At 66.9% G+C, this 25,066-nt stretch carries 14 protein-coding genes and 3 pseudogenes; 4 read left to right on the top strand and 13 right to left on the bottom strand.

Features of this window, described 5'->3' with window-relative positions:
- Positions 1–147: 147 nt before the first annotated feature.
- From bcsQ to bcsB, 6 genes are all read right to left on the bottom strand, one after another.
- On the bottom strand, positions 148–936 hold the full coding sequence (bcsQ, locus tag ABQJ48_RS31890) for a cellulose biosynthesis protein BcsQ (protein WP_367841920.1): 789 nt from the start codon (positions 934–936) through the stop codon (positions 148–150).
- Positions 933–1,139, bottom strand: coding sequence for a hypothetical protein (locus ABQJ48_RS31885; RefSeq protein ID WP_473094219.1), 207 nt, complete (start codon positions 1,137–1,139; stop codon positions 933–935). The genes bcsQ and ABQJ48_RS31885 overlap by 4 nt, the downstream gene beginning before the upstream one ends.
- Positions 1,139–3,118: a cellulose biosynthesis protein BcsE gene (gene bcsE / locus ABQJ48_RS31880; protein WP_367841950.1), complete on the bottom strand. Its 1,980-nt coding sequence runs from the start codon at positions 3,116–3,118 to the stop codon at positions 1,139–1,141. Before bcsE ends, ABQJ48_RS31885 begins: the two co-directional genes overlap by 1 nt.
- A gap of 77 nt (positions 3,119–3,195) precedes the next feature.
- Entirely contained in the window at positions 3,196–7,179 is a 3,984-nt protein-coding gene (locus ABQJ48_RS31875; protein WP_367841949.1) for a cellulose synthase subunit BcsC-related outer membrane protein, read from the bottom strand.
- A 77-nt stretch (positions 7,180–7,256) separates the two neighbouring features.
- Positions 7,257–8,516 (bottom strand): cellulose synthase complex periplasmic endoglucanase BcsZ, encoded by a 1,260-nt coding sequence (gene bcsZ / locus ABQJ48_RS31870; protein WP_473094220.1) that lies wholly within the window; start codon positions 8,514–8,516, stop codon positions 7,257–7,259.
- Positions 8,517–8,567: 51 nt separating this feature from the next.
- Positions 8,568–10,913: a cellulose biosynthesis cyclic di-GMP-binding regulatory protein BcsB gene (gene bcsB, locus ABQJ48_RS31865; RefSeq protein WP_367841918.1), complete on the bottom strand. Its 2,346-nt coding sequence runs from the start codon at positions 10,911–10,913 to the stop codon at positions 8,568–8,570.
- 374 nt (positions 10,914–11,287) lie between these two features.
- On the opposite strand from bcsB, the gene ABQJ48_RS31860 reads away from it, so the two are divergent.
- Together ABQJ48_RS31860 and ABQJ48_RS31855 are read left to right on the top strand one after the other, a co-directional pair.
- A complete protein-coding gene (locus ABQJ48_RS31860) occupies positions 11,288–11,704 on the top strand; it encodes a diacylglycerol kinase (protein ID WP_367841917.1) in 417 nt (138 codons plus the stop codon).
- Positions 11,705–11,931: 227 nt separating this feature from the next.
- Positions 11,932–12,093, top strand: a complete 162-nt coding sequence (locus ABQJ48_RS31855) for a DUF1328 domain-containing protein (RefSeq protein WP_367841916.1) — start codon at positions 11,932–11,934, stop codon at positions 12,091–12,093.
- A 319-nt stretch (positions 12,094–12,412) separates the two neighbouring features.
- On the opposite strand, the gene rfbC is transcribed toward ABQJ48_RS31855, so the two are convergent.
- The 6 genes from rfbC to ABQJ48_RS31825 form a co-directional block, all read right to left on the bottom strand.
- Entirely contained in the window at positions 12,413–12,964 is a 552-nt protein-coding gene (gene rfbC / locus ABQJ48_RS31850; protein ID WP_367841915.1) for a dTDP-4-dehydrorhamnose 3,5-epimerase, read from the bottom strand.
- Between the two features lie 106 nt (positions 12,965–13,070).
- The gene (locus ABQJ48_RS31845) at positions 13,071–14,066 is read right to left on the bottom strand and encodes a GlxA family transcriptional regulator (protein ID WP_367841914.1); all 996 of its coding nucleotides are present in this window, start codon (positions 14,064–14,066) and stop codon (positions 13,071–13,073) included.
- A gap of 833 nt (positions 14,067–14,899) precedes the next feature.
- The gene (gene uvrA, locus ABQJ48_RS31840) at positions 14,900–20,794 is read right to left on the bottom strand and encodes an excinuclease ABC subunit UvrA (protein WP_367841913.1); all 5,895 of its coding nucleotides are present in this window, start codon (positions 20,792–20,794) and stop codon (positions 14,900–14,902) included.
- A 435-nt stretch (positions 20,795–21,229) separates the two neighbouring features.
- Positions 21,230–21,556, bottom strand: coding sequence for a single-stranded DNA-binding protein (locus tag ABQJ48_RS31835; RefSeq protein ID WP_367841912.1), 327 nt, complete (start codon positions 21,554–21,556; stop codon positions 21,230–21,232).
- A 199-nt stretch (positions 21,557–21,755) separates the two neighbouring features.
- On the bottom strand, positions 21,756–22,679 hold the full coding sequence (locus ABQJ48_RS31830; protein ID WP_367841911.1) for a LysR family transcriptional regulator: 924 nt from the start codon (positions 22,677–22,679) through the stop codon (positions 21,756–21,758).
- A gap of 173 nt (positions 22,680–22,852) precedes the next feature.
- Entirely contained in the window at positions 22,853–23,761 is a 909-nt protein-coding gene (locus ABQJ48_RS31825; protein WP_367841910.1) for a LysR family transcriptional regulator, read from the bottom strand.
- 136 nt (positions 23,762–23,897) lie between these two features.
- Between ABQJ48_RS31825 and ABQJ48_RS31820 the strand changes: the two are divergent.
- Positions 23,898–24,347: pseudogene (locus ABQJ48_RS31820) on the top strand (SDR family NAD(P)-dependent oxidoreductase); the annotation flags it as partial.
- Here ABQJ48_RS31820 and ABQJ48_RS31815 read toward each other — a convergent pair.
- A pseudogene (locus tag ABQJ48_RS31815) lies at positions 24,347–24,580 on the bottom strand (PPC domain-containing DNA-binding protein); the annotation flags it as partial. The pseudogenes ABQJ48_RS31820 and ABQJ48_RS31815 sit on opposite strands and share 1 nt — an antisense overlap.
- Before the next feature lie 368 nt (positions 24,581–24,948).
- On the opposite strand from ABQJ48_RS31815, the pseudogene ABQJ48_RS31810 reads away from it, so the two are divergent.
- Positions 24,949–25,066, top strand: a pseudogene (locus ABQJ48_RS31810) (IS5/IS1182 family transposase); the annotation flags it as partial.

Genomic DNA, 25,066 nt, shown 5'->3' with positions numbered 1-25,066 from the left:
CTGTTTGCCCGCCTGTTTGCCCGACTGTGTGCCCGCCTGTTTGCCCGACTGTGTGCCCGCCTGTGGCCCCGCTCGCGCCTTCGCCGCGTTGCCCACTATCACGCGCGCCAATCGGCTCACCCCCCGGCGCTTCTGGCTTCGATTCGCTCATGTGCGCTCACCCTGACGGCGCGCGGCCGTCGCCTGCGCGCCCACGACCCACGCGTCCACCCAGTTAGCCAGACCGTGGAGGTCGTGCGACGCCTGCGAATGCGGCGCATCGTCGAAGAGCCACGTGCCGCGCGCGAACGACTCCGGCAGCGCCACGTCCAGATGCACGCGCTGCGCGAGCGGCACACCGTCGCCGAGCGCCGCCGCGAGCATCGCGAGCACGTCGCGCTGCATGTCGCGCGCGGGATTCAGCCGGTTCACGATGATCCGCACATTCGCGCCGTCGCGCCGCAAGCCATCGAGCCGCGCGACCAGCGTCGCGCACGCGGCCGGTTCCGGCGGGCTCACGCACAACACCAGGTCGGCGCAGCGCACCGCCTGGGCGGCTTGCTGCGACGGATAGCGCGCCGTGTCGATGAGCACGACGCCGTCGCGCGGTAGATCGAGTTGCGCGAGCGCATTCGCGAGCCAGCGCGGCTCGCCGGCGAGGCGCAAATCGCAGCGCGTCTGCTGCTCAAGCGACACTCCGCCGTACGGCACGAACAGCACGCCCTCGGCATTGCGCCAGGTATGCGCATGCCACGCGACGGTGTCGTCGAGCAGCGCTTGTGCGATCCCCGCCGGCGCGAGTCCGTCGATGCCGAGATGCGCGCCGAGCATGTTCTGCGGGTCGAGGTCCAGCGCGACCACCTGACGGCCGCGCCGCGCGAGCAACACCGCCAGCGCCGCGCTTAGCGTGGTGCGGCCGGAGCCGCCCGCAGTGGAGACGACGGCGATGATCTTCATCGCGTGGCCTCGTCGGCAGGCTGCGTTTCGGGCAGCAGGCGGGCGCGCAGCGCAACCGGTTCGATGACGCATTGCACGGCGTCGCGCGGATCGAAACCCCGCATCGCCGCGAGCGCGCGGCGCGAGCCGGCACGCTGCCAGACGATCCATACCGGGACCGCCAGGATCAGCCCGATCGCGAAGTAAGTCAGCAGGAATTCCATCAGTCGCTCTCCTTGCTGCGCACCGGCATCGTGTGGGGTTCGGCGTGGCGGTGTGGCAGGGTGGCTCGGGGGGTGGCGGTGCGCGACGCGCTTTGCGGTTGTTGCGTCGAGTCTTGCGCCTGTGTCAAATCGGGAGGCGTGCTGTTGCGTGGGGTGGGGTCCACTCGATGAACTTCCGCCCGCGCGAGACTCAACGCCTCCTCCAGCGTGGCAAGCTGCACCGCAGCCGAGGGCGCCGCATCTTGCAACGCTCTCGCTTTTTCGCCCACGGCCTGGTCATGCCCATCATCCGGCTCGCCGCGTTGCTGCATCGTGAACAGATCGCTGTAGTCGGCAATGGGCGCGCGACGGTTCGCCGCCTGCAGCGCATCGAGCTCGGCGCCGATGCCCTCTTCCGCCAGATGCACCAGCGTCTGCGCAACGGCATCGACCGGCACATCGAAAATGCGTGCGAGCGCCGCATCCGCGTCGGCCAGCCGGCACGCGAACAGGAACACGTACAGATGCGCCGCATCGGCGGTGAACACGTCGCCCGCGCGGCGCGGTACGCAGTGGTTCAGCGCATCGATGTGCGCGCACTGCGGCAGCAGCGTCAGCTTGACGAGCACGTGCGGCAACTGCAGCATCGCGCTGCGCTCGAGCACCGTGTGCACCCGCTCGCAGAACGCGGCGGGCGGCAGATAGCCGAGCACCGCGTCGCTCAGCGCGGCGCTCAGCGCGGCGCGATAATCGGCGGCCACGGGCCGCGTATGCAGCTGCCCTTGCAGCGATTGCAGCAGCGACTGCAGCCGCGAGAACGGCAGATCGCGGCCCACCACGAGGTTGGCGCCGAGCGTCAGCACCAGCAGCTCGTACTGATGGCGCAGCACTTCCCCGCGTTCGACCACCACGATCTTCAGCGCACGTCCGGCCTGACGGCGCAGCGAATGGATCGCTGCGCACAGCGCATCGAGCTGCGCGCCGCCCTGGTACTCGAGCAGCACGGTCGCTGCCTGCGCATTGGCGCAGGCGCTCAGCACCGCGGCCTGGTCGGCGACGACTTCCCAGTGCGGCGGCACCCACGCTTCATGCCCGCTGACCACCGCGCGGCTGACCACGACGCGCTGTTCATCGCGCGCGAGCAGTCCGTCGCCGCGCGCCGCGGCGCCGCCTGGCGCATCCGATGCGACGCTCAGGCGGCCGCTTTCGGTAAAACGCAACGAGCGCACTTCGCCGGTCACGAGGGTGCGATCCGCACGCCAGAAGTCGACGTGCCACAGCAACTCGCCGTGCGTGTGTTCCATCCGGGCGACGCCCGCGCAGGCGGCATGAAACTCGTTGCGGCCTTGCTCCGTCGCAGCCGGTTGCGCCGATGTGCCGGAGTCGAACCACCCGGCGTCGTCGGGTTCCGAGGCGCCCGGCGGCGCGCCGAGCAGCAGCACCACCGTGATGTCGCGTGCAGCGCACCAGTTCGCGAGCATGCGACCCTCGCGTGCGAGCGCGTGGGGGTCGTCCCAGTCGAACCAGCGCTCGGCGCCTTCGATGAAATACAGCGAACGCGCGCGGAATCCGAAGCGCTTGAGCGCGCGCAGACCGCCAAATACTTTGGCGAGCACGGCCGGAGTGGCCGGCCCAGCGTGCAAAGCCGCGGCATCGGCCGCCTCGCCGTGGACCGGCGGCATCGCCAGCACGCTCAGGTTGCGCGGCCAGCCTGCGGCGGGCGCGTGGGCGCTAAAGCCGATTTCCCGCAACCGCTGCGCGACGGCGGCGCGCTCACGCGCGAGCACCACCGTGACGTCGCGCGTGCGGGCCTCGCGCGCGCTCTCGAGGATGAGCGCATCGGCGCCCGGCGTGCGCGGCGCCGCATAAATGGCATACAGCTTGCCTGTTTCAAGCGCGGCCCATTCGTCCGGCAGCGCGTCGACGGCGAGCCGGCCCAGCCGCCGCGCGTCGTCGCGCGAGCCGGCGTGGCCCAAGCTGCGCAGCCAACGTCGCACCATGTTGCCGGACGGCGCCGGCTTGAGTGGATTCGGAACGGTGCTCACGCGTGGTTTCCCTGATCTCGTTGCATCGCCGGTCAAAAGCTCGAGTAAAGTCGCACGGGTCTGGGCGACAGGCTGTTGTCCTGCTTGCGGGCGTCGAACGTGTAGCGCAGATAGACCAGCGCCGAGCTCGGTGCGTAGTCGTGCGAACGATCGATGCTCAGCTGCGCGCCCACCACCAGAAACGGATTGAAGCGGTATTGCACGATGCCGGCGAGCCCGTACGAAAACGCGACGCCACGCGTCGAACTGGCCGGGTTCACCAGCGAGTCGAGCCCCGGCGCGAGCGCGAGCGAGCCAGGCAAGCCGTTGGGGTAATACGGCGAATCTTTCTCGTATGAGTTGGACAGGCCGACCGTCGCCGTCACGTCCCAGTTCAGCGCGTCATGCCGCCCGGCCCACTCGATCGGCACGCCGAGCGACAGATAGCGTTGCGGGCTGTAGTAGCCGCCCTGTCCGAACGAATAGAAGCGCTGGTTGTTCGTGTAGTGCCACGCATTGCCGACCAGCCCCGTGCTCACCAGCGTGTCGATGCGCCGATAGACCGGCACCGTGAAACCGGTGCGCAAGATGATCTCCTGATTGCTCGCGACGTTGCGCCCGCTCAGGATGCCCGCGCCGAGATCCGCGAACAGGTTCGTCTTGCCGACATCGACCGATGAATGCAGATCGACGCCATCGCGGCGCACGCCGCCCCATACGGTGCCCGTCACCGGGTCGTGCATGCCGGCATAGGAGAGCTGACTGCTGGTCTCAGGACGGCGCGACGCGCTGACCGAAAAGCTCGCCGGTCCGGCGTCGAACTGATAGCGCGCGCCGCCGACCAGGTAGTGCACCGGGAAGCCGAGCGGCGTCGTGCCGAGGTCGAGGCGCCACGCGTCGGACACATAGCCCGCGCCGAGCGCCACGCCGGTCGCCGACTGATGCAGATAGCGCGAGCTCGCGAGCCCGCTCGCGAACGCCGCGGCGGAATCCTGTGCCGCAATGCCGAGCGCGTTGCCGAGCGAGGCCGCGAGATTGTCCGCCGCGCCGATCGTGCCAAACGTGTCGCGGGTGCCGGCATTGCCGGGGCTCACTTCGAGGGTGCCGGCGTCGAGATGCACCGTATCGACATGCGCGAAGAAATGGCCGTCGTAGCGATACGGAATCTGCACGTACACCGGCACCTGCCACGCGTGAAACTGCGAGATGCCGGCATCGCCGGACTTATACCCGGGCAGCCAGCCGGTCTCGACCTCCGGATTGCGGCGCTGTTCCAGATCGGCCAGCGCGGCCTGCGCGGGCGTGCCGTCGGGACCGGCGCTCACGCCCGCCGCGCGCTCCTGCGAAAGCGACAGACGGTACAGCGACGCGGCGTCATCGTATTGCCCGAGGTCTTGCGCCACCCGGCCGCTTTGCACTGTCACGTCAGGCCGCGTCGGATACGCGACGCGCAGCGCCCCGGTGACCTGCTGCGCTTCCTGCGTCGCGCGCAATGCCGCCAGCCGGCGCGCCGCCGAGAGCCGCGTCTCGACATCGTCGGGCGCCGCGCCGTCGAGCACGCTGCGCACCAGCTCCAGCGCGCCGCGGCGCTCGCCGCTCTGTTCGAGCACGCGCGCGAGCGCCAGTTGCGCGTCCGGGTCGCGAGGCGCTGCGGCCAGCACAGGCCGCAGCGCGGCGCGCGCGGCCGCGTAGTGCCCTTGCAGCCGTTCGAGGTCGGCGACTTCGAGCGCATAGCGCTTGTCGCGCCGGCCCGCCGGACTCACGCGGGCAAGCAGTTGCCGCGCCTCTTCGTACTCCTCACGATCCAGCGCTTCGTCGGTTTCGCGCAGCACGAGCCGCAGCGCCTGATCTTCGAGACGCGCGCTTTGGGCGGCGTCCAGCTCGACGCGCGGGTCGTCGCGCAGGCGGGTCAGCCACGCGTCCAGTGCGGCGTTGCGCTTCGCGCTGCCGAGCAGGTCGCCGTAGCGCAGACGCACATCGGCGTCGGTCTGCTCGGGATGCGTGTCCATCCAGTTCTGCAGCAATGCGAGGCCGCGCTCGGCTTGTCCCTGTTCGATCCACACCGCGCCGACCGCCGCCAGCAGATTGGGATCGTCAGCGGCGAGCGCGCAGGCTTCGTCGAGCGCCTGGCTGGCGAGCGCGCGGTCGTCGCGCGCGAATGCGGCGCGCGCTTTCGCGAGCCACTGCTGCGCGCGCAGATTGCGATCGAGCGCACGCATCGCGTCGCTGCGCTCCTGCTCGGCGACCGGCGCGAGCACGGCTTGCGCGCCGCTGACGTCGTCGATCGAGTTGCGGTACAGCGCGCTCGCGTAGCGCATTTCCGGCGACGCGGAGACTGCCAGGCCATCGTCCAGCACGACGCGTCCGAGCTGCGGCAAACCGAGATCGCGATACAGGCGTGCGAGCGCGAAGCGCGTCCACGGCGCGTCGGGCGCGGCCCGCAAAGCCGCCTCGTAACGTTGCGCCGCGGGCCCGCGTTGCCCCGCGGCCAGCAGCTTGTCCGCCTCGGACGTCAGCACACCGGCGCGCAGTTGCGCGAGGCTCTCGCGATCGTCCGCGGCGGTGAAGCGGCTTTGCAGTGCATCCAGTAAAGGCTCGACCTGCGCCGCGCGGCCGGTGTTCTCGAACAGCGTCTCGGTGCTGCGCAGCGCCGCGATGCTCGGCTCGCGCGCGCTCAGCAATTCGCGCAAGAGCGGCTCGGCAGCGCGCCAGTCGTGCTGCGCGAGCAGCGCGTCGGCCAGCATCAGCTTCGCGTCGGCGTTGCCTGGCTGCATCGCGAGCGCGGCGCGCGCGAACCGCTCCGCGTCCTGCGGCCGGCCCGCCGCCGCGGCATCACGGCTTTGCGCCAGCGTTCCCCAGAACTGTGCGGCCCGCGCGAGGCTCTCCCACTTCGCGCGGTTATCCGGCGCGAGCGCGGCCGCGCGCAGAAAGAGCGCCCGGGCTTCGTCGCGCCGCCCTGCCCGCATGCGCACGAGACCCAGGCCGCCGACCGCTTCCGGATCGTCCGGGCGCGCTTGCGCGGCGCGCGCGAGCAGCGGCTCGGCGGCCGGCAGATCGTTGCGCGCGAGCGCCTGCAAGCCGCGCTGCTGCGCGATGTAGTCGGGGTTGCGTTCGAGCTGCCGCTGCGCGTCCAGCCTGGCCTCGATCGCGGCGACGCGCTCCTTGAATTCGGCGTCGTCGGGAACGAGTTGCAGGTAAGCCTGCAACGCCGCGAGATAGGCCGGGTCCGCGCCCGCCGATTGCAACACGTGCCGCCATGCGTCGAGCGACGCCGAGCGATCCGAGTCAACCCGCGTCGCCAGATTCCAGGCGATCCGGTTGGCCTCGGCGCGCGTGTCGCCGCGCGCATTCAGGAGGTTCGCAAGGACCAGCGCCGAATCGACATCGGACGGATCGCCGGCCACCCGCTCGCGCAGCGCGCCCATCGCCTGCACGCGGCCCTCGGGCGTGCCGGCGATGATCTGGTAGTACTCCGCCCCGAGCGCGCCCGACGGCGCGCCATGCGGAAACAGCGCCAACAGGCGGCGCGTGGCTTCAGCGGACTGACCGCTGCGGGCGAGCAGGCGCACCGTGGCAAGTTCCTGGCGGCCGTCGGTGGCGACGCGGAATTCGTCTTCGATCTGCTGCGTCGACGCCGCGTCCGGCGCGCGCTTCTGCAGACGCGCGAGCGCGGTTTGGGCAGCTTGCGCGTGGCCGAGGCGCAGTTCGATACGGACCTGCTCCGCGAGCAACGCCGGATCGTTCGGCGCGATCAGCAAGGCTTTATAGATCGCTTGCGACGCCAGGTCGTCGCGATGTTTGGTCGACCACATGCGCGCCGTCGCGAAGAGGCGCTGCGCGGCGGGGTCCCGCAGAGCAGCCGTCTGCGAGGAAACAGCGGACGGGCTGGGCCGTGCAGCGGGCCTCGCTGCGGTCGTTGCCGTGGACGCGGTTCGCGGCGCCACCGCTGGCTGCGAGGCTGCGCGCGCGACGGACGCGCCCGGTCTGGCAACGGCAACCGTATTGGACGCCGCCTCGGGCGCCAGAGCGCGCGCCATCGCCGGCTCGGCCGGGTACGCGCGCGCGCCGCCCGCCACGGCGACGCACCCGAGAACGAGGAGCCGCGCCGCGCGGCTTATCGAAGCGCCGCGGGACACGTCGAACTCCATTGCGGATCGAGGCTGCCGTCAGCGGCAAAGCGGTAGCGGCCGTCGCGCCAGCCCAGCGCGAACAGGCTCAGCACGCTGCTGTAATAGCCGATCGGCGTCGCGCGATCGAGCTGTTCGGCGCGCGCGATCTGCGCATCGGCGAGCGCATGCTCGCCGCGCGCGTCGAGAAACGGCACGGCCGCCGCGGAAAAACCGGAGTTGCCCATGTTCGGGCCCGCGTTGCCGTTGGTCGTGTCGACTTTTTCCGGCGGCGCGCCGTGCGCGTCGATGAAGTTGGCGAACGGCGCGAAACGCGCGAGCAGCGTGGGCGCCAGCGGATCGCGCGGATCGAGCATGCCCGCCCACAGATAGACGCGAATCGCGTTATATGCGCTTTCCGCCTGGGTCTGCGGGTCCGGCGCGAAACCCTGCTTCGCGCGATACAGTGCCCAGTCAGGCGCGAAGCCGTGCGGCGCGGTGTCGGTCAACACGCGGGCGGTGCTGGCGAGGAGCCGCGTCCAACGCGCGTCGTCCGGCAGCCGCGTGGCGATGCCGCGCAGCACCTGCGGCGGCGAGTAGCTCGGGTTGACGCGCCACACATCGGCAGCCGGATGAAAACCGGCCGGACCAGGCAGCAATGTCAGGCCGAGTCCTGGAACGCTGGCGGTTTCCTCGTCGAGCACGCGTTTGGCGAGCACCGCGCCGCGCGCAGTGTAGCTGCGCTCGTGCCACGCGCGGCCGGCTTCGAGCAGCGCATAGGCGATCCACACATCCGCGTCCGACGACGCGTTCGCATCGAGCACGCGCCACTGTCCATCGTCGGCGCGGCCCCAGAGCCAGGCCGGCAGATGCGCGGTCAGGTCGCCCTGCGCGAGATTGCGCTCGGTCCATTGGAGGATCGTGTCGAAGGCCGGGCGATCGTTGGCGACCAGCGCGAAGAAAAGCGCGTACGACTGCCCTTCCGAGACGGTCCGCGAATCGGCGGAGCCGACGTCGATCACGCGGCCATCGGCGGATAGGAAGTCGTGTTTGAACTGCTGCCAGCGTGGCCATGTGGGCTGCATGCAGGGTGCCGGAGCCGCCGTGCCGACTGCGTGGGCCGGGCCAACCACCGATACCTCGGCGGCCAGCACCGCGCGCGGCGCGAGCACCGCCCATACCGCCGCCACCGCCAACGCCAACGCACGACGTGCAGCGCCTGCAACGGCGGCCCGCGCGATACGATCTGCGCGCGGCTGCGCCGGCATATCGCCGCGCAGCCACCGTAGTGGCGCTTTGCCCTTCGCCGGCGTCATCGATCAAACTCCCCGGCGGCGCGCGGCCAGTTCCTGCAACCCGGTGAACGCGCCGATGGCCAGCAGCAACCCGGCTATCGCGCCGAGCACGCCCAGCAACACCGGATGCTCGATCGCGCGGCTCCACAGCTGCGCATACCAGGGCACGTAGCCGACGAGGTACGGTTCGCCCACCCGCATGCTGTCGACTTCGCCATCGCGCAGCAATGCGACGTCGCCCTGCAATTGCGCGACGCGGTCTGGCTTTTCGAGCATGTCGAGCAACTGCGGCAACTGCTGCTGATCGGTGCCCGTCAACGCGACGACGCTGCGCCCCTCGCTGCCCGGCAACTCGAAGCCTAGCAGCGCGGCGAGCGGTCCATCGCGCTCGATGCGCGCGCTGCCGTCCGGCTGGTGCGCGCCGTTGCGCCACTGCTCCTTCACCGAAAACGCCGCGCGCGTCACCAGGCTGTCCGCGCCGCCTTCGTGCGCCGCCGCGCCGATGCTCAACGGCAGCGCCTGACGCCAGCGCGCGAGCACTGGCGACGCTGCGTCGCCGCTGATCACCAGCAGATCCTTGCCTGCCACCTGCGCCAGTCCGGAAGGCCGTGCGACCTGCACACGCAGCGCCGGATAGCCGGTCCATTGCCCCATGTGGCCGAGCATCGTCAGCAGGCTCTCCAGTTCCTCAGGCGCGGGATGCTCGGGAATCACCACCGCTGTCTGCGCGAGGTCGGCGTAGCGCGTGAAGGGGAAGCCGCTGTTGGCGAAGTACGCGAGGTTCGGCATCTGCGCGTAGTGGACGAACCCCGAGAAGTCGATCGTCGAATCGGGGTCGACCGCCGCCTCGACGGGATTGGATGCCACCGACTGGCACAGTCCGCTCTTCTGCGAATCCAGATTGAAGCGCAACTGCAACTGGTTCGAACTGCCGACCCGAAACGCCGGAATGTCGAGCGCGTTGCTCGAACGGCTACCGCCGCTCGAGAGCACCGGCAACTGCAAACGGCCGTGCGCGTCGTCTGCGCTGGCGGGCGGGAGCCGGTACGACTTGACGAGCTGATCGTTGATCTGAACGGCGAGCGCCGAGTTGTTTTGCACGGTCGGCGCCGTATAGCGGTACTTCAGATTCAGCGGCACACCCGCGCCGTTCCACGAGAACAGATCGGCGGGCACGCGCAGGTTCACGCGGATCGGGTCGGGCGCGCTGCCGTGCACCTGCAACTGGTTCGGATTGTCGATCAGCTCCTTGAACGCGACCGGGCGATCCACCCGCACCCAGCGCGGCGCATCGTACGGTTTGCGCGGCGCGCCGATGTCGATCTGGCCGATCTGCACCGCCGGGCCGGTCATCGCCGTCGTGCCGAGCACGAGCGCGTCGCTGGCCTCATCGACTTCCGCCGCATTGCGGCCCGTGACGATCAGCAGTTTCTTGCCGGGCGCGGCGGGGTTGTCGGTGACGATCAGCAGCGGGCCGTTGACCGGCGGCAGCTTCAGAGCGGCGGGCAATTGCGCGCTGCGCGCGATCACCACCGCGTGAGCGTCGGTGGGCAACGCGGACAAGGCGGGAAAGCGCGCCTGCCGATAATCGGCCTGCGCGCCGAACCACGATGCCAGCACCCCGGCGCTGCGCAGCGTCGCGTCGTCGGCGGCGGCCGGCAGCACGAACGGCAAGCGCAACCGGCTCACGTCGCGGCGATCGAAAAACGGCGCGGGCAACAGCGCGAGATCGTTAGGCAAACGAATCGGCGTGGTATCGAGAATCAGCTCACTCGCCGGACTCACGTCGGCCCACAGCGCCGAGTTGTCCGGGTCCTCACAATGGTCGAGCGTGTAATGCGCGATCAGGCGCAGGCCGAGCTGGTTGTAATCGGTGAGAAAGCGCGGATCAAGCGCGATCTCCTGGGTGACGACCTGGCCGGCATGCTCGCGATCGAACGGCACGGTGGCGACCACTTCGTTGTTGATCGACACCTTCAGATGCGAGAGCGCAAACACCAGCGCGGGCGAGTATGTGTAGCGCAGGCGCAGCCGCGCGGCGGTCACCACGCGGTCGAGCCGCACGCCGACGTTGACGGTGCGCGCGTCCTCGACGCCGCGCAGGTTCAGGGTCTGGTATGCCCCTAGCGCCGCGAACGACAGGTGCGTCGTCGTGGAGCCCGTCGCGGGCGCTGCGGTGTTCGCGGAGCTGGCGGCATCGGTCGCTTGAGCGGCATTCGCGCCGCGGGCTGGGGCCCCACCGATGACAGCGGCCGGTGTCGCGAGCGCGGACGATGCCTGAGGCAAGGACGGCGCAGCGGCCGATACGGCGGCATACAGAGCGCCGAGCAAGGCGCTCAGCGAAACACGCAACGACACGACAGATTTCATGAACAGATCAGCTTGTTGGACCTCGGCCGTCCGCCCGCGACGATGTCGGGCTCTGTGCGAGTTCGGTCGATCGCACTCGACGTGCGAAAAATAAAAACGGACCGCCGCGCGAGTGAACTGCGGTCCGAGGCGATCCTCACCCTTGTATACGGAAATTGCGGTGAAAACTTAAGCGAGGGGCCGCGCCCTTGGGGTACCCGAAACAAAGGGGAAACGAAGGGAAAATGACGCCGTGCGCGGGCTGCACACCCGGTGCTTGCCCGCCTGGCCGGCAGACCGTTCTGCGCTGTCAGGGCGGCGCAAAGATATCACAAATCTATGACAATTTGGGACGCTTCAGGCATGCTGCCCGCTTGCCGACTTGCACGCCGATCATGAGTAATCCGACTGAATCTTCATCCGGCCGCCCTGCCGCAAAACGTAGTGGTCCGGCGCGCGCATTATTCGCGCTGCGGCATTCGTTCGACGGCATTGTCGCGACCTTGCGGGAGGAGAGCGCGTTTCGTCAGGAGGCCGCGCTCGCGGCGCTCCTGTTGCCGGCGGCGTTGCTGATGCCGCTCAGCGCGATCGAGCGGGTGTTGTTGATCGTGTCGGTGCTGCTGGTGCTGCTGGTGGAATTACTGAATTCGAGCATCGAAGCGGCCATCGACCGGATCTCGCTCGAACGTCACGAGCTGTCCAAACGCGCGAAAGACTGCGGCAGCGCGGCCGTGGCGATCGCGCTGCTGATTTGTGCCGTGACGTGGGGGGTGTTGTGCTGGCCGATCGTTCATCGCTGGCTGGGCGGCTGACGCGGTCGCGTTTTTAGGTGGTGCGAATCATGTGCATGCGGCGCACCGGATCCCGCGCCCACCAGTGAAGTTCACATACTGGGACGCTCCCGCGTGCATGCGCGGCGCACGTTGGGCACACCTATTGCTCCCCTCCGCTCAGCGGCAAATAACTCGTCAAAAGCGCAGGCTGCCCGCGACGAGTCGCCGTTTCGACGTTCGTCCAGCATCCATCGGTGGGAGGCCCCATGCTTCGATACGCTGCAATCTTCTTTGTCATCGCCATCATCGCGGCTGTGTTCGGCTTTGGCGGCATTGCCGCCGGCGCGACCGAAATCGCCAAGATCCTGTTCTTCATCTTCCTCGTGATCTTCCTCGTCACCTTGCTGATGGGGGTCATCCGACGCTGACCGGCGCATCCCCGTGTGCGCTGGCAACCGGTGATGCAGGCCCCGATGCAACAGCAAGCTCCAGTGCAATACTTGCCGCATGGTATTGCAATACTTGCCGCCGGCATCGGGGTTTCACTGCCCGTTCGCCGCAGGTGCCTCAAGGAACGTAAGTGACGTGCGCGCGCTCGTAGCGGCGCCGCTCGTCACTGCGCCTTCCTTCCTGATTCCCAGTCGTGTATGAAAGGTATGGACCGACGCTCAGCCCGTGTCGGTTTCGCCGGTGAGGATGCGCGCAGGTGAGTGCCTGATTGTCATGTTGTAACAACTCACATGTATTTCAGGCGATGTTTTCCGCTTCGTAAAGACGGCGGCCGGCAGCGTCCTTCGCGCCGAGAATCGGCGCGAAATCGATCGGCCATTCGATGCCGATGTCCGGATCGGACCACAAGATGCAGCGCTCGAGTTCAGGGAACCAGTACTCGGTGGTCTTCCACGCGCACTCGGCGACGTCGGACAGCACCACGAATCCATGCGCAAAGCCCGGCGGCACCCACATTTGCCGCTGATTCGCCGCGCTCAGAGGTTCGCCGATCCATTTGCCGAAGTTCGGCGAATTGAGGCGCACATCCACGACGACGTCGAACACTTCGCCTACCACCACCCGTATCAGCCGGCCCTGCGGACGTTGCACCTGATAGTGCAGTCCGCGTAATACGCGGCGCACCGCGCGCAAATGGCGGTCCTGCAGGAAATCGAAACCTTGCGCGACGTCGTTGGCAAACTCATCCGCGCTGAAGCTCTCGAAGCAGAAGCCGAATTCGTCGCAGAACACCTCGGGCTCGATAAGCTTGACCTCCGGCAATGCCGTCGCCGTGACCTTGTTGCCCATTGCCACTATGCTCGTAAGAAGGCTGGCCGGCGAAATAACGGCCGCTACCGCGGCCGCATCAAACGATGATGAGGCGCACCCGTCGGCGCGGGCGCCTGCCTATATGCTACGCCTCATTTGACACCCTGCTGCGCGCACGATATTCCGTTGGCGAGAGCGCCATGCGCTTGCGGAAAATTTTCGCGAGGCGGTCGCCGTTGCCGGTGCCGCTGCGGCGCGCGATCTTGTCGACCGGCAGTTCCGTTTCAGTGAGGAAGTTGCACGCGATGCGCAGCCGCACCTGAAGCAGATAGTCCGAGGGCGTGACGTGCATTTCGTGCTTGAAACGCCGCAGGAAGTTGCGCTCGCTCATTGCCGCGACCTGCGCGGCGTCGGCCACCGACACCGGACGGTCGCAGTTCGCTTCCATCCAGCGCGCCGCGGCGCGGATTTTCTCGGCCACGCTCAGCGTGCCGCCCTCGGCCGGCAATGGCACCCAGGTGGCGGCCATGCCCGGCATCACACGATCGGCCACGCTGCGCGCGAGTTCCGCGCCCAGATCCCGCTTGATGAACATCAGCGCGCTGCGCGCGCAGTCATGGCGGTCGCTGACCGCGTTGAATGCAGTCTCGCTCGGCGCGCCGCCGGGATAGCGGTTCAGTTGCAGCCCGTCATGTTCGGTGGGGCCGGCGGCTTCCAGCACGAGGCGGCCCTCGCCGATGGTTTCGATCGCCCGGGTGCGCGCCTGCACCGTGCGCAGCCAGTTGAGCAGCCGCTCGTCGCGCGCGGCCTCGCGTGCGCCGCAGCCGCCCGCGATGAACAGCACGTCGAAACCGCTGCTATAGCGCGTGTCGATACGTTCGGTCCAGATGCGCGCCGACGACGAACTGGCGACGCTGCCGCCGTCGAGCGACAGAAACTGCACCTCGTAAGGCGGCTCCTCTCCGGCGCGCGAGCCAGCAAGTTCATTGGCGCTCTGAAACATCTCGACCACGGTGCCCGGTCCGAGCAGCCAGAAACCGTCGAATAGCAAAATGCCGATTCGCCGCGCTGCGGTACGCACGTTCACGGTAGGCGTATGCAGCCAGGTAATTCTCGCAGTATCAATGTGCATGTGCGGCATGATCTCTCCCAGACGGTCGTACATTTGGACCCCGACGTCCCGTTGGTCAGCTCTGACCAACGAATGAAGTTATTACGGCCTAAAACCGCCGGCAACGCCGTTTAATAGATTATGCGTGATGTTAGCGGAATGGAACACGATAGTAAATTTGAAAAGAGAATTGGCAACATTGCGACGTATGTATGAGGAAAACCATTATTGCTTATTCGATATGACGGCGCGACGACAGCCCGCCGTGTGCCACAACCGCAGCGTACCAGCTTTGTTGGCTGCCCGGAAAGCCGCGTGCGGCGTGCGTCTCGGGGAGAATGCGTTCAGATTCTGCGAACCAGGGCTTTGCGCTGGATCACCCTTTCCCCACATTTCTCAAAACGTTTCAGAGCTGAAAGGTGTTACCCGCAGATAATGCTCATGCTTTCGCTTTTTTATTCGCAAAGCGGGAATTTATTGCCGTTATTTCCGCGATGATCGCCTGTGCTTCCGATTGCGCCGATTACTGGATTCCACGACGAAATGCGGTCCTCGCAAATTTGATTCATTTTTGAAACATGCAGGCATTCATTAATGTGAAGTAAGCGCTTTTCAAGTTAAGCGAGCAACCAAGGTCGGACTATTGCGCTGCAGCATGAGTGGCGGAGGAACGCGTGCTCGCGCAACGGCGAGGCGACGGAAAGCCACCGATAGCATGCGACCCGGGCAGCCTACTCACACGCCGAATTCGCGCTGCTGGACGCCATTTTCAGGCCACGACCTGAAGCTCCAGGGATTGAAGCGAACCATGTGCGCAACAGCCCAGCAAAGCGGCGCAAATCCATTTGCGCCGCTTTGCTACATCAACCGTTGGTGCCCTCGCCCGCAACGATAGCGGCGCCGTTCGGGGCTCGCGCAAGCACAGCGCGCAACGCTGCGCCGGTATGGCTGGCTGGGACGCGGGCCAAGCCTTCCGGATCTGCTGCGGCGACGATCGCGCCGCCGCCGACGCCGCCTTCCGGACCGAGATCGATGATCCAGTCCGCTTCGGCGATCACGTCCAGATCGTGCTCGATGACGACTACGCTATGCCCGCCATCCGCGAGACGATGCAGCACGCGAATCAGTTTCGCGACGTCGGCCATGTGCAAACCCACGGTTGGCTCGTCGAGCACGTACAGCGTGTGCGGCGGCTTCTGGCCGCGCCGCGTGATGTCGTCACGCACTTTGCTCAACTCGGTGACGAGTTTGATCCGCTGCGCTTCGCCGCCCGACAACGTGGGCGACGGCTGGCCGAGCGTCAGGTAGCCGAGCCCTACGTCCTTCATCAATTGCAACGGATGGGCGATGTTGGAGATGGGCGCGAAAAACTCGACGGCCTCGTCGATTTCCATCGTCAGCACGTCGCCGATATTTTTGCCGCGCCACGTGACGGCGAGCGTCTCGGGATTGAAGCGCTGCCCGTGACAAACGTCGCACGACACTTTCACGTCCGGCAGGAAGCTCATGCCGATGGTGCGCACGCCCTGCCCCTCGCAGGCCGGACAACGGCCTTCGCCGGTGTTGAACGAGAACCGCGAGGCCGTATAGCCCCGCGCGCGCGCCTCCAGGGTGCCCGCAAACAGCTTGCGGATCGCATCCCACACGCCGATGTAGGTGGCGGGGCACGAGCGCGGCGTTTTGCCGATGGGCGTCTGGTCCACTTCGAGCACGCGGTCGATGCTCTCCCACCCGGTGATCGAGTCGCAGCCTTGCCAGGCATGCGTGACGTTCAGCGGCGCACGCGGCGCCGAGCGCGCCAGCACGCTGGAGCGCCGGTTGGCGGCTGGTTTTTGCTCGGCCGCCGCGCGCGCGCGCCGCGTAGCCGGCGACGACAGCACCGAGCGCCCGACCGCATCGAGCAGATTGGTCATCAGCACGTCGCGCGCAAGCGTCGACTTGCCGGAGCCGCTGACGCCGGTCACCGCCACCAGCCGCGACAGCGGAATACCCACCGTCACGTTGCGCAGGTTATGCAGCTTGCCGCCATGCACGGTCAGCCAGTTTTCCGGCACCGCGGCCGAGCGCTTGCCCAGCGCGACCACTTGCCGGCGCGCCTGCAACGGGTGGACGATGGGCTGCGCGAGAAACTGTCCGGTCAGCGAATCGGGCTGCGCCGACAGGTCCGCCACGCTGCCCTGCGCGATCAGCGAGCCGCCGCGCTTGCCCGCGCCCGGCCCGATGTCGATGATGTGATCGGCCCGCCGGATCGTGTCTTCGTCATGCTCGACGACGACCAGCGTATTGCCCTTCTCGCCCAGCTTGCGCAACGCGTTGAGCAGAAACTGGTTGTCACGCGGATGCAGGCCGATGGTCGGCTCGTCGAGCACATAGCACACGCCTTGCAGGTTGCTGCCGAGTTGCGCCGCGAGCCGGATGCGCTGCGCTTCACCGCCCGACAGGCTCGGCGCCGCGCGATCGAGACTCAGGTAGCCGAGCCCGACTTCTTCCAGAAATTGCAGGCGGCTGCCGATCTCGCTGATCACGTCGCGCGCGATTTCCGCGTCGCGGCCGCTCATGTGCAAGGTATCGATCCACGCGCGCGTGTCCGACACGGTCCAGCGCGCGACATCCACGATTGCGTTCGAGTGGAACCTGACCGCGCGCGCGGTCGGGTTCAGGCGCGTGCCCGAGCAATCCGGACACGGTTCGTCGACGAGGCCTTCGGGTTCCTGCTCTTCCGACGGCAAGCTCTGCTCGCGCCCGCGATTGTCGTCGACGACGATGGTGTCGTCATAGGCGGCGCGCTGCTCGCGCGTGAGCGACAGCCCCGTGCCCACGCAGGTCGTGCACCAGCCGTGCTTGCTGTTGTACGAGAACAGGCGCGGGTCGAGTTCCGGATAGCTCGTGCCGCACACCGGACACGCGCGTTTGGTGGACAACACCTTCACCACGCCGAGCGTCGCCGTGGGATGGCCGCCGTTGATCGCGTCATGCAGACCGTCGAGCGGCGCGAGCAGATGCATCACGCCCTTGCCTGCTTCCAGCGTGCGCTCGAGCGTCTCGCGCAAGTCGGCCTCATGATCCGCCGACACCACGAGGTCGGCCACCGGCAATTCGATCGTGTGCTCACGGAAGCGGTCGAGCTTCGGCCATGGGTCCACCGGCACGAACTCGCCGTCCACGCGCAGGTGCGTGTTGCCGCGCGCTTTGGCCCATTTCGCCAGATCGGTATAGACGCCCTTGCGGTTCACCACGAGCGGCGCCAGAAAACCGACGTGCTGCCCTTTGTGATCGCGCAAGAGCTGCGCTGCAATCGATTCCACGCTTTGCGACGTGACCGGCGCGCCGTCGTGAATGCAATGCTGCAAGCCGAGCTTCACATAGAGCAGCCGCAGAAAGTGCCACACCTCGGACGTGGTCGCCACGGTGCTCTTGCGGCCGCCGCGCGAAAGGCGCTGCTCGATCGCGACGGTCGGCGGAATGCCGTACACCGCGTCGACTTCGGGCCTCCCGGCCGGCTGCACGATGGAACGCGCATACGCATTCAGCGATTCCAGATAACGGCGCTGCCCTTCGTGGAACAGAATGTCGAACGCGAGCGTGGACTTGCCCGAGCCCGACACGCCGGTGATCACGTTGAACTTGCCATGCGGGATGTCGACGTCCAGCGCTTTCAGGTTGTGCTCGCGCGCATTGACGATGCGCACCACGTCCTCGCCTTCGATCGCCCGGCGCGCGCGCGCGGCGCTCAGCGCCTTTTGCAAGGGCACGCCCGCTGACTCCGGATGCGCCGCCGCGCCCATTGCGCGGTCGTAGTCGAGCAACGCTTCGCCGGTATGCGATTGCGGGCACTGCTTGACCTCTTCCGGCGTGCCGGCACACAGCACGCGCCCGCCGCCGTCGCCGCCTTCGGGACCGAGGTCGATCAGCCAGTCGGCCGCGCGGATGACGTCGAGATTGTGCTCGATCACGATCAGCGAATGACCGCTCGCAAGCAGCTTGCCGAATGCCTGCATCAGCTTGGCGATGTCGTCGAAATGCAGGCCGGTGGTGGGTTCGTCGAACATGAACAGACGCCTCGCGAGCGGCTGCTTCGCACTGCGCGCAGTGCGCGCCTGCGCCGATTCGGCGAGAAAGCCCGCGAGCTTGAGCCGCTGCGCCTCGCCGCCGGACAGGGTGGGCACCGGCTGGCCGAGCTTCACATATTCGAGGCCGACGTCGATGATGGGTTGCAACACGCGCAATACTTCGGCGTCCTGCGCAAAGTAGGCGGCGGCCTCGCTGACGGTCAAGCCCAGCACGTCGGCAATGCTGAGCGCACGCGCCGGCTCGCCGCGTTCGATCTTCACTTCGAGCAGTTCCGCGCGATAGCGGCGGCCGTCGCAATCCGGACAGCGCAGATACACGTCGCTCAGAAACTGCATTTCGATGTGTTCGAAACCGGAGCCGCCGCAGGTCGGACAGCGGCCGTCGCCCGAGTTGAAACTGAACATGCCGGGGCCGTAGCCGCGTTGCTGCGCAAGCGGCGCCTTCGCGAACAGCTTGCGGATTTCGTCGAACGCACCGACGTAGCTGGCCGGATTCGAACGCGCAGTTTTGCCGATCGGCGACTGGTCGACGAACACCACGTCACTGACCTGGTCGGCGCCGGTGAGGTTGCGGAACGCGCCCGGCGATTCTGTGGCGAGCCCGAAGTGCCGCGCCATCGCGGGATACAGCACGTCCTGCAGCAGCGTGGATTTGCCGGAGCCCGACACGCCCGTCACGCACACGAGCCGCTGCAACGGAATCTCGACCGTGACGTCATGCAGATTGTGTTCGCTCGCGCCTTCGAGCACGATACGCGGCGTGCTGGCGTCCACTGGACGTTGCGCCCAGTGCGCCGCGTCCGCGACATGCCGGCGGCCAGCCAGATACTCGCCCGTGAGCGTGCCTGAGTTGCGGATCGTCTCGGGCGCGCCGTCGAAAATGATCGAGCCGCCGCGCTCGCCCGGCCCCGGTCCCATGTCGATCAGCCGATCCGCCGCAAGCATCACGGATGGGTCATGCTCCACCACGACCAGCGTGTTGCCCGCGTCGCGCAGCCGGTGCATCGCTTCGACGATCCGGTTCAGGTCGCGCGGATGCAGGCCGATGCTCGGCTCGTCGAGCACGAACAGCGTCTTGGTCAGCGAGGTGCCTAGCGCCGTGGTCAGGTTGATCCGCTGCACCTCGCCGCCCGAGAGCGTGCGGCTCTGCCGGTCGAGCGTCAGATAACCGAGGCCCACGTCGCACAGATATTTCAGGCGTGTGCGCACCTCGGCGAGCAGCAGCTTCAGCGCGTCGTCGAGCAACGGGCTGGGCAGGCTGATTTCGTCGAAGAAGCGGCGGATGCGCTCGATCGGCATCAGCATCAGGTCGTGCACGGTCAGGCCCGGCAACGCTTCGAGCTGCGCGCGCGACCACTGGACGCCGCGCGGCAGGAAGCGCTGGCCGGCCGGCAGGACGTCGTCCGCGTTCGCTTTGCTGCCGAGGCGCCACAACAGCGACTCGGTCTTCAGGCGCGCGCCGCCGCAGGTTTCGCAGGGCGTGTAGCTGCGGTACTTCGACAGCAGCACGCGAATATGCATCTTGTAGGCTTTCGATTCGAGGTACTCGAAGAAACGTTTGACCCCGTACCAATGGCTTTGCCACTTGCCGTTCCAATCCGGCGAACCGTTGATGACCCAGTCGCGCTCGTTATCCGTCAATTCGCCCCACGGCGTGCCGCGGCGGATGCCGGCCTTCGCCGCGTAGCGCATCAGGTCGTCCTGGCACTCTTTCCACGCGGGGGTTTGCATCGGCTTGATCGCGCCGTCGCGCAGCGTCTTGCGTGCGTCGGGAATCACGAGGCCCAGATCGACGCCGATCACGCGGCCGAACCCGCGGCAGACTTCGCACGCGCCATACGCCGAGTTGAACGAGAACAGCGCCGGCTGCGGATCGGCGTAGCGCAGGTCGCTTTCGGGGCTGTGCAGGCCGGTGGAAAAACGCCAGATTTGCGGCTCGGCCTCCTCGCTCTGCGGCCCATGCGGCCCGCCCGGCGTAGCCGGCAGCACGTAAATGTTGACGCGCCCGCCGCCGCGCTTGAGCGACGCCTCGATCGCCTCGACCACCCGCTGCTTGTCGACCGAACGCAGGCGGAAACGGTCGGCCACCACATCGAGCAGCTTGCGCCTGCCAGTGGGCGAATCGACTTCGCGCTGCGCCTGCACGCGCGTATAGCCGCTCGCCGACAGCCACTGCTCGACTTCCTGCTCCGATGCCGACTCCGGCAGCTCGACCGGGAACGTGACCACTAGCCGCGGCTCGTCTTGCGGGGTGCGTTCGAGCAATTCGGCGTAGATGGTTTCCGGCGTGTCGTGGCGCACCTGGTGCGCGGTCTCGCGATCGAACAGTTCGGCCGCGCGCGCGTAGAGCAGCTTCAGGTGATCGTTGAGCTCGGTCATGGTGCCGACCGTGGAGCGCGAACTGCGCACCGGGTTGGTCTGGTCGATCGCGATGGCGGGTGGCACGCCGTCCACCCGGTCGACTTGCGGCCGGTCCATGCGGTCCAGAAACTGCCGCGCATAGGCGCTGAAGGTTTCGACGTAGCGCCGCTGCCCTTCCGCGTAAAGCGTGTCGAACACGAGGCTCGATTTGCCCGAGCCGGACGGCCCGGTGACGACCGTCATTTCGCCGGTTCGCAAGTCGAGATCGACGTTCTTCAGGTTGTGCTGGCGCGCGCCGCGAATCTTGATAGTGCCGTTAGATGACAATTTTTCCGACCGTCTGAATGAGTTGGGCCACCTCTCACGGACGCCTCGCGACCGCGCAAGTTCGGTGCAGCCGGCGGCCGCGCGCCCACGCGATCAACGCGCTGGCGCGACCGGAGCCGCGGCCTTGCAACGGGATACTATACTGTATGTCCATACAGTTTTCCATGACGCGCAAAGGCTGCGTCCGGTGATCCGGAGTCCGGCTCGCAGGTGGCAACAGTGTCGGGATGGCGCTTCGGGACGGGTCCCGCCGGCACCGTGCATGCCGAGACAAGTGCAGGACCGGAAGGTGGATTCCTGCCGCTGCGTGGCGAAAGACTGTGATAGCAGCGGCTGCCGTTGCGCAGGATCGGCAACGCCGAGCCGAGCGCCGGCCGATGCGTCAAGTATCTGAACGAGGCTAGCGGCAACCCCCGCGAAAACTTGCTTTTCAGCTCATTCGCCCGGTTCGGCTTGATCGCGGCGACCGTCGTAAGCCGTTAGCAGCTTGTGGGCGATCATGTCCACGGCCGGCTTGACCAGGCCATTTTTATCGGTCCATACCTTCGGGGTCAGCGTGCCGCTCAGTGCCACACTGTCGGCGTCGCTGAGCGCCAGCAGCGCGGTTTGCAGATCGTCGTCGAACGCGATCACGTTGACGAAGATCGTATCGCCGTCGTTGGTGGCCGCCCGCACCTTGCAGGTCACGAAGCGCCTGCCGTTCTGCCCCGTGCGGATCTGCGCCTCGCCGTATAGACGCCCGCCCACTAGTCCTTCGATCATCGTGTTGCTCCTGTTATTGCGCGCCGGCGGACATTTCCTTCGGGCATGCCGTGCAAAAGTCCGTTGCCCGGCATGCTGCGTATGATCCCACGAGAAGGTCCGCGAGTTCAGCCAGGCAAGCCGTGGCGCCTGCCCCGGCGAACGGCGTTGGCTTACCGCCTCGCCCGTTAGTTGCGTGCGAACGGCTGACGATCCCCACTTACCCGCCGAGCACCAGATCCAGCCCCCGCACGAGGCGTTCGGCAAGGCGCGGCTGCCGCAGCTGGTCGAGCCACCATTGCAGCGCGCGGCCCTCATGGTCGCCGCGCCACGCGACATACAACACGTTCGGTTCGCGCGGGTCGGCGGTTGCCTTCTCGACCAGTTCGCCGTTCTTCAACAGCGACGCCACCCGCTCGCGCGGCAACCATCCGACACCCAGGCCGTCGCGCTGCGCGAGAATCTTCGCGCGCATGCTGGGCACGGCGAGCGACGCCTGTCCGCCGATCAGTCCATACGCGCGCCCCGCCGTCGCACGCGACGAATCGGCTACCACCACCGCGCGATGTTCGCGTAGCCGCTCGCGGCCGAGCGGCCCCGCGACGGCCGAGAGCGGATGACGCGGCGACACGGCGAACACCCAGTCCATCACGCCGAGTTCGAACCAGCGCAGACCGGGAATCGCCGGCGGTTCGTTGGTCGCGCCGACGATCAAATCCGCGCGGCCGTCGCGCAACGCCTCCCAGGTGCCGCTCAACACCTCGTGGGTGAAGCGCAGCTTGACGCCGGAGTCGAGCGCATCGAACGCGCGCACCACCGGCATCAGCAATTCGAATTCGAGGATCTCGTCCGTCACCACCCACAGCCGGTCCTCCCAGCCGCTCGCGATCTGCCGCACGCGCTGCGTCATGCGCGACATGTCGAGCATTAGACGCGCGGCTTCGTCGGCGAGAAGCTGGCCCGCGGGGGTCAGCTGCAGACGGTAGCGGCGGCGGTCGAACAGCAGCGCGTCGAAGCGCGTTTCCAGCTGTCGGGCCGCATGCGAGATCGTGGACGGCGCCTTGCCCAGGCGCGCCGCCGCGCGCGACAGACTTCCGGTCTCGCGAATCGCGTCGAGCAGAGCCAGTTCGTCTTCGGACAACATGTTCTGTTCCTTCGAACGGGTTCGACGCCCGGATGGTACGGCAGCGCCCAGGCGCCAGTCCACCTGAGCCGGAAATTACAGCTTGACCGAGGACGCTGGCCATTCGCGCGAATGCGGCTCACGGTTCGGTTGCATCACGTCTCGCATGCCGCTCGCGGCTCTGCACGTCTCGCTCACGCTTGCCGCTCTTCCTTCCCCGCCGCTTCGAAAATATCCCCCAGCCACTGCGCAAGCACCCGCACACGCGACGACAACTGCCGGTTCTGCGGATACAACACCGAAACCGGCATCGGCGGCGGCGGAAAATTCGCGAGGATGATCTTCAGGCGCCCGGCCGCCAGCTCTGCCGCGACACGGTACTGCGGCACCTGCACGATGCCGAGGCCAGCGATCGCCGAGCCGGCATAGAGATCGGCCCCAGTCACTGAAACAGCCGACGGCAAAACCATCGCCGTATCGCGCCCGTCGATGCGAAACTCGAGCGGCACGGGCTTGCCCGTCGCACTCGACACATAGTTGACCGCCCGATGCCCAGACAACGCCGACGGATCGGCCGGCTCGCCGTACGCCGCGAGATACGCCGGACTCGCGACGGTGACTTGCGGCAGCAGCGCGACGCGCCGCCCCACCATCGACGAATCTTGCAGATTGCCCGCGCGCAGCACGCAGTCGATCCCTTCGCGCACGAGATCGACCAGCCTGTCATCCTCCCCGATGGTCAGCTCGAGCTCGGGAAAACGTGCGAGAAACGCCGGCAATCCGGGCACAACGAAATGCCGCGCCAGCGTGCCCTGCAGATTCACGCGCAGCAGTCCCTTCGGTGCGAGATGGGTGAAGGAACCCTCGGCCTCCTCCATGTCGGCGATCAGCCGCACGCAGCGGCGGTAATACGCTTCTCCGTCGTGCGTGAGCCGCACCGTGCGGGTGGTGCGCTCCAGCAGCCGCGCGCCGAGGCGCTGCTCCATGCGCTTCATCAGATTGGTGACGGTGGCGCGGGGAATCTGCAGGTCGTCGGCGGCGCGCGTGAAGCTCTGCCGCTCGGCGATCCGCACGAATACCCGCATTTCTTCGAAACGGTCCATGGTCGGCGTCCCGGCGGCTTCTCGGAGTCGATTGTTAAAGTAAATGGAATGATGATCGCCACTCTAACCCAATTATCTATGCAAGAAAAGCGTCCATGATTCGTCTCACCCACTCGCCCCATGCAAGGAAGCCACCATGATCACGCTGAACAACGCTCGAGTCGCCATTGTGACCGGCGCATCCCGCGGCATTGGCGCGGCCGTGGCGCAACGTCTCGCGAAGGATGGCTTCGCGCTCGTCATCAACTACGCGTCGCGTTCCGCGGAAGCAGAGGCGCTTGTCGCCGAACTTACCGCTGCGGGCGCACGGGCGATCGCCGTCAAGGCGGACGTGTCGAAGGCCGACGAGGTGCGCCGCATGTTCGAGATCACCGAGCAGCAGTTCGGCAAGGTCGACGTGCTCATCAACAACGCCGGTGTGCTCAAGACCCTGCCGCTCGCCGACACCAGCGACGCGCTGTATGAGCAGACCTTCGACATCAACGTGCGCGGCACTTTCAACACGCTGCGGGAAGCGGCCGCGCGGATGAGCGACGGCGGGCGCATCGTCAACTTTTCGAGCACGACGCTCGCGCTGAACATGCCCGACATGTGCAGATGCGCTCCATCAGATGATATGGACCCAGCGAGCGTTAGGATTTTCAGATCGTCGCGCAGTTCAGTCAGATCCCTGTCTCCGGCAAATCGCAGTTGGGCAACGCGGAGGCTCCCGATGCTCTGGATTACGAAGGCCGCTCTCAATTTGACCTGAGGCAGCACGTCTTCGAGGGCAACACGCAGATCGTCGCCGGAACAGAGGCGCAAAGGATGTGCTTGCATCGCGCGGTTCCAGGTTGAGGGCGTGATGACAGGTTAAGGCGGATTGAGCCCGGCCGCAATTGAGCGCCAGCTTTTGTGCATAACAGCGTCGTAGGGGCGGCAATCGGGCAACGGGGAGGTTCGCCATCAGGCAGTGACCGGCCAATGCGGTCGTTGGCTGAAGGTGTCAGGATATTGCGCCGCTTCGCAGGTTTTATTACGTCGGCACAGTTACTACACTAAGTAAGGATCGCGGAGATCAGGTGTGCGGCCTTCTCAATTACTTCCCCGCACCACACGCTGTCGGAAAGAGCAGTTACACGCTCCAAGCGGCATGCTCGTCTCGCTGGTCCATCAAACAGGAGGATGCAAACATGCAAACCGCTTCGATGACGCAACTTGGTCTTGGTCTGGATCTGTCAACGAAACGTACACGCAAACGGGAATTTCTCGATGAGATGAGGCGCGTTGTGCCATGGTCGAGGTTGATTGCGTTGATCGAACCGC

This window comes from Paraburkholderia suaedae (genome assembly GCF_040812055.1).
Lineage (GTDB): Bacteria > Pseudomonadota > Gammaproteobacteria > Burkholderiales > Burkholderiaceae > Paraburkholderia.
Note: the sequence above shows the minus strand (reverse complement) of the source record. Positions and strands in the feature narration are given on the sequence as shown.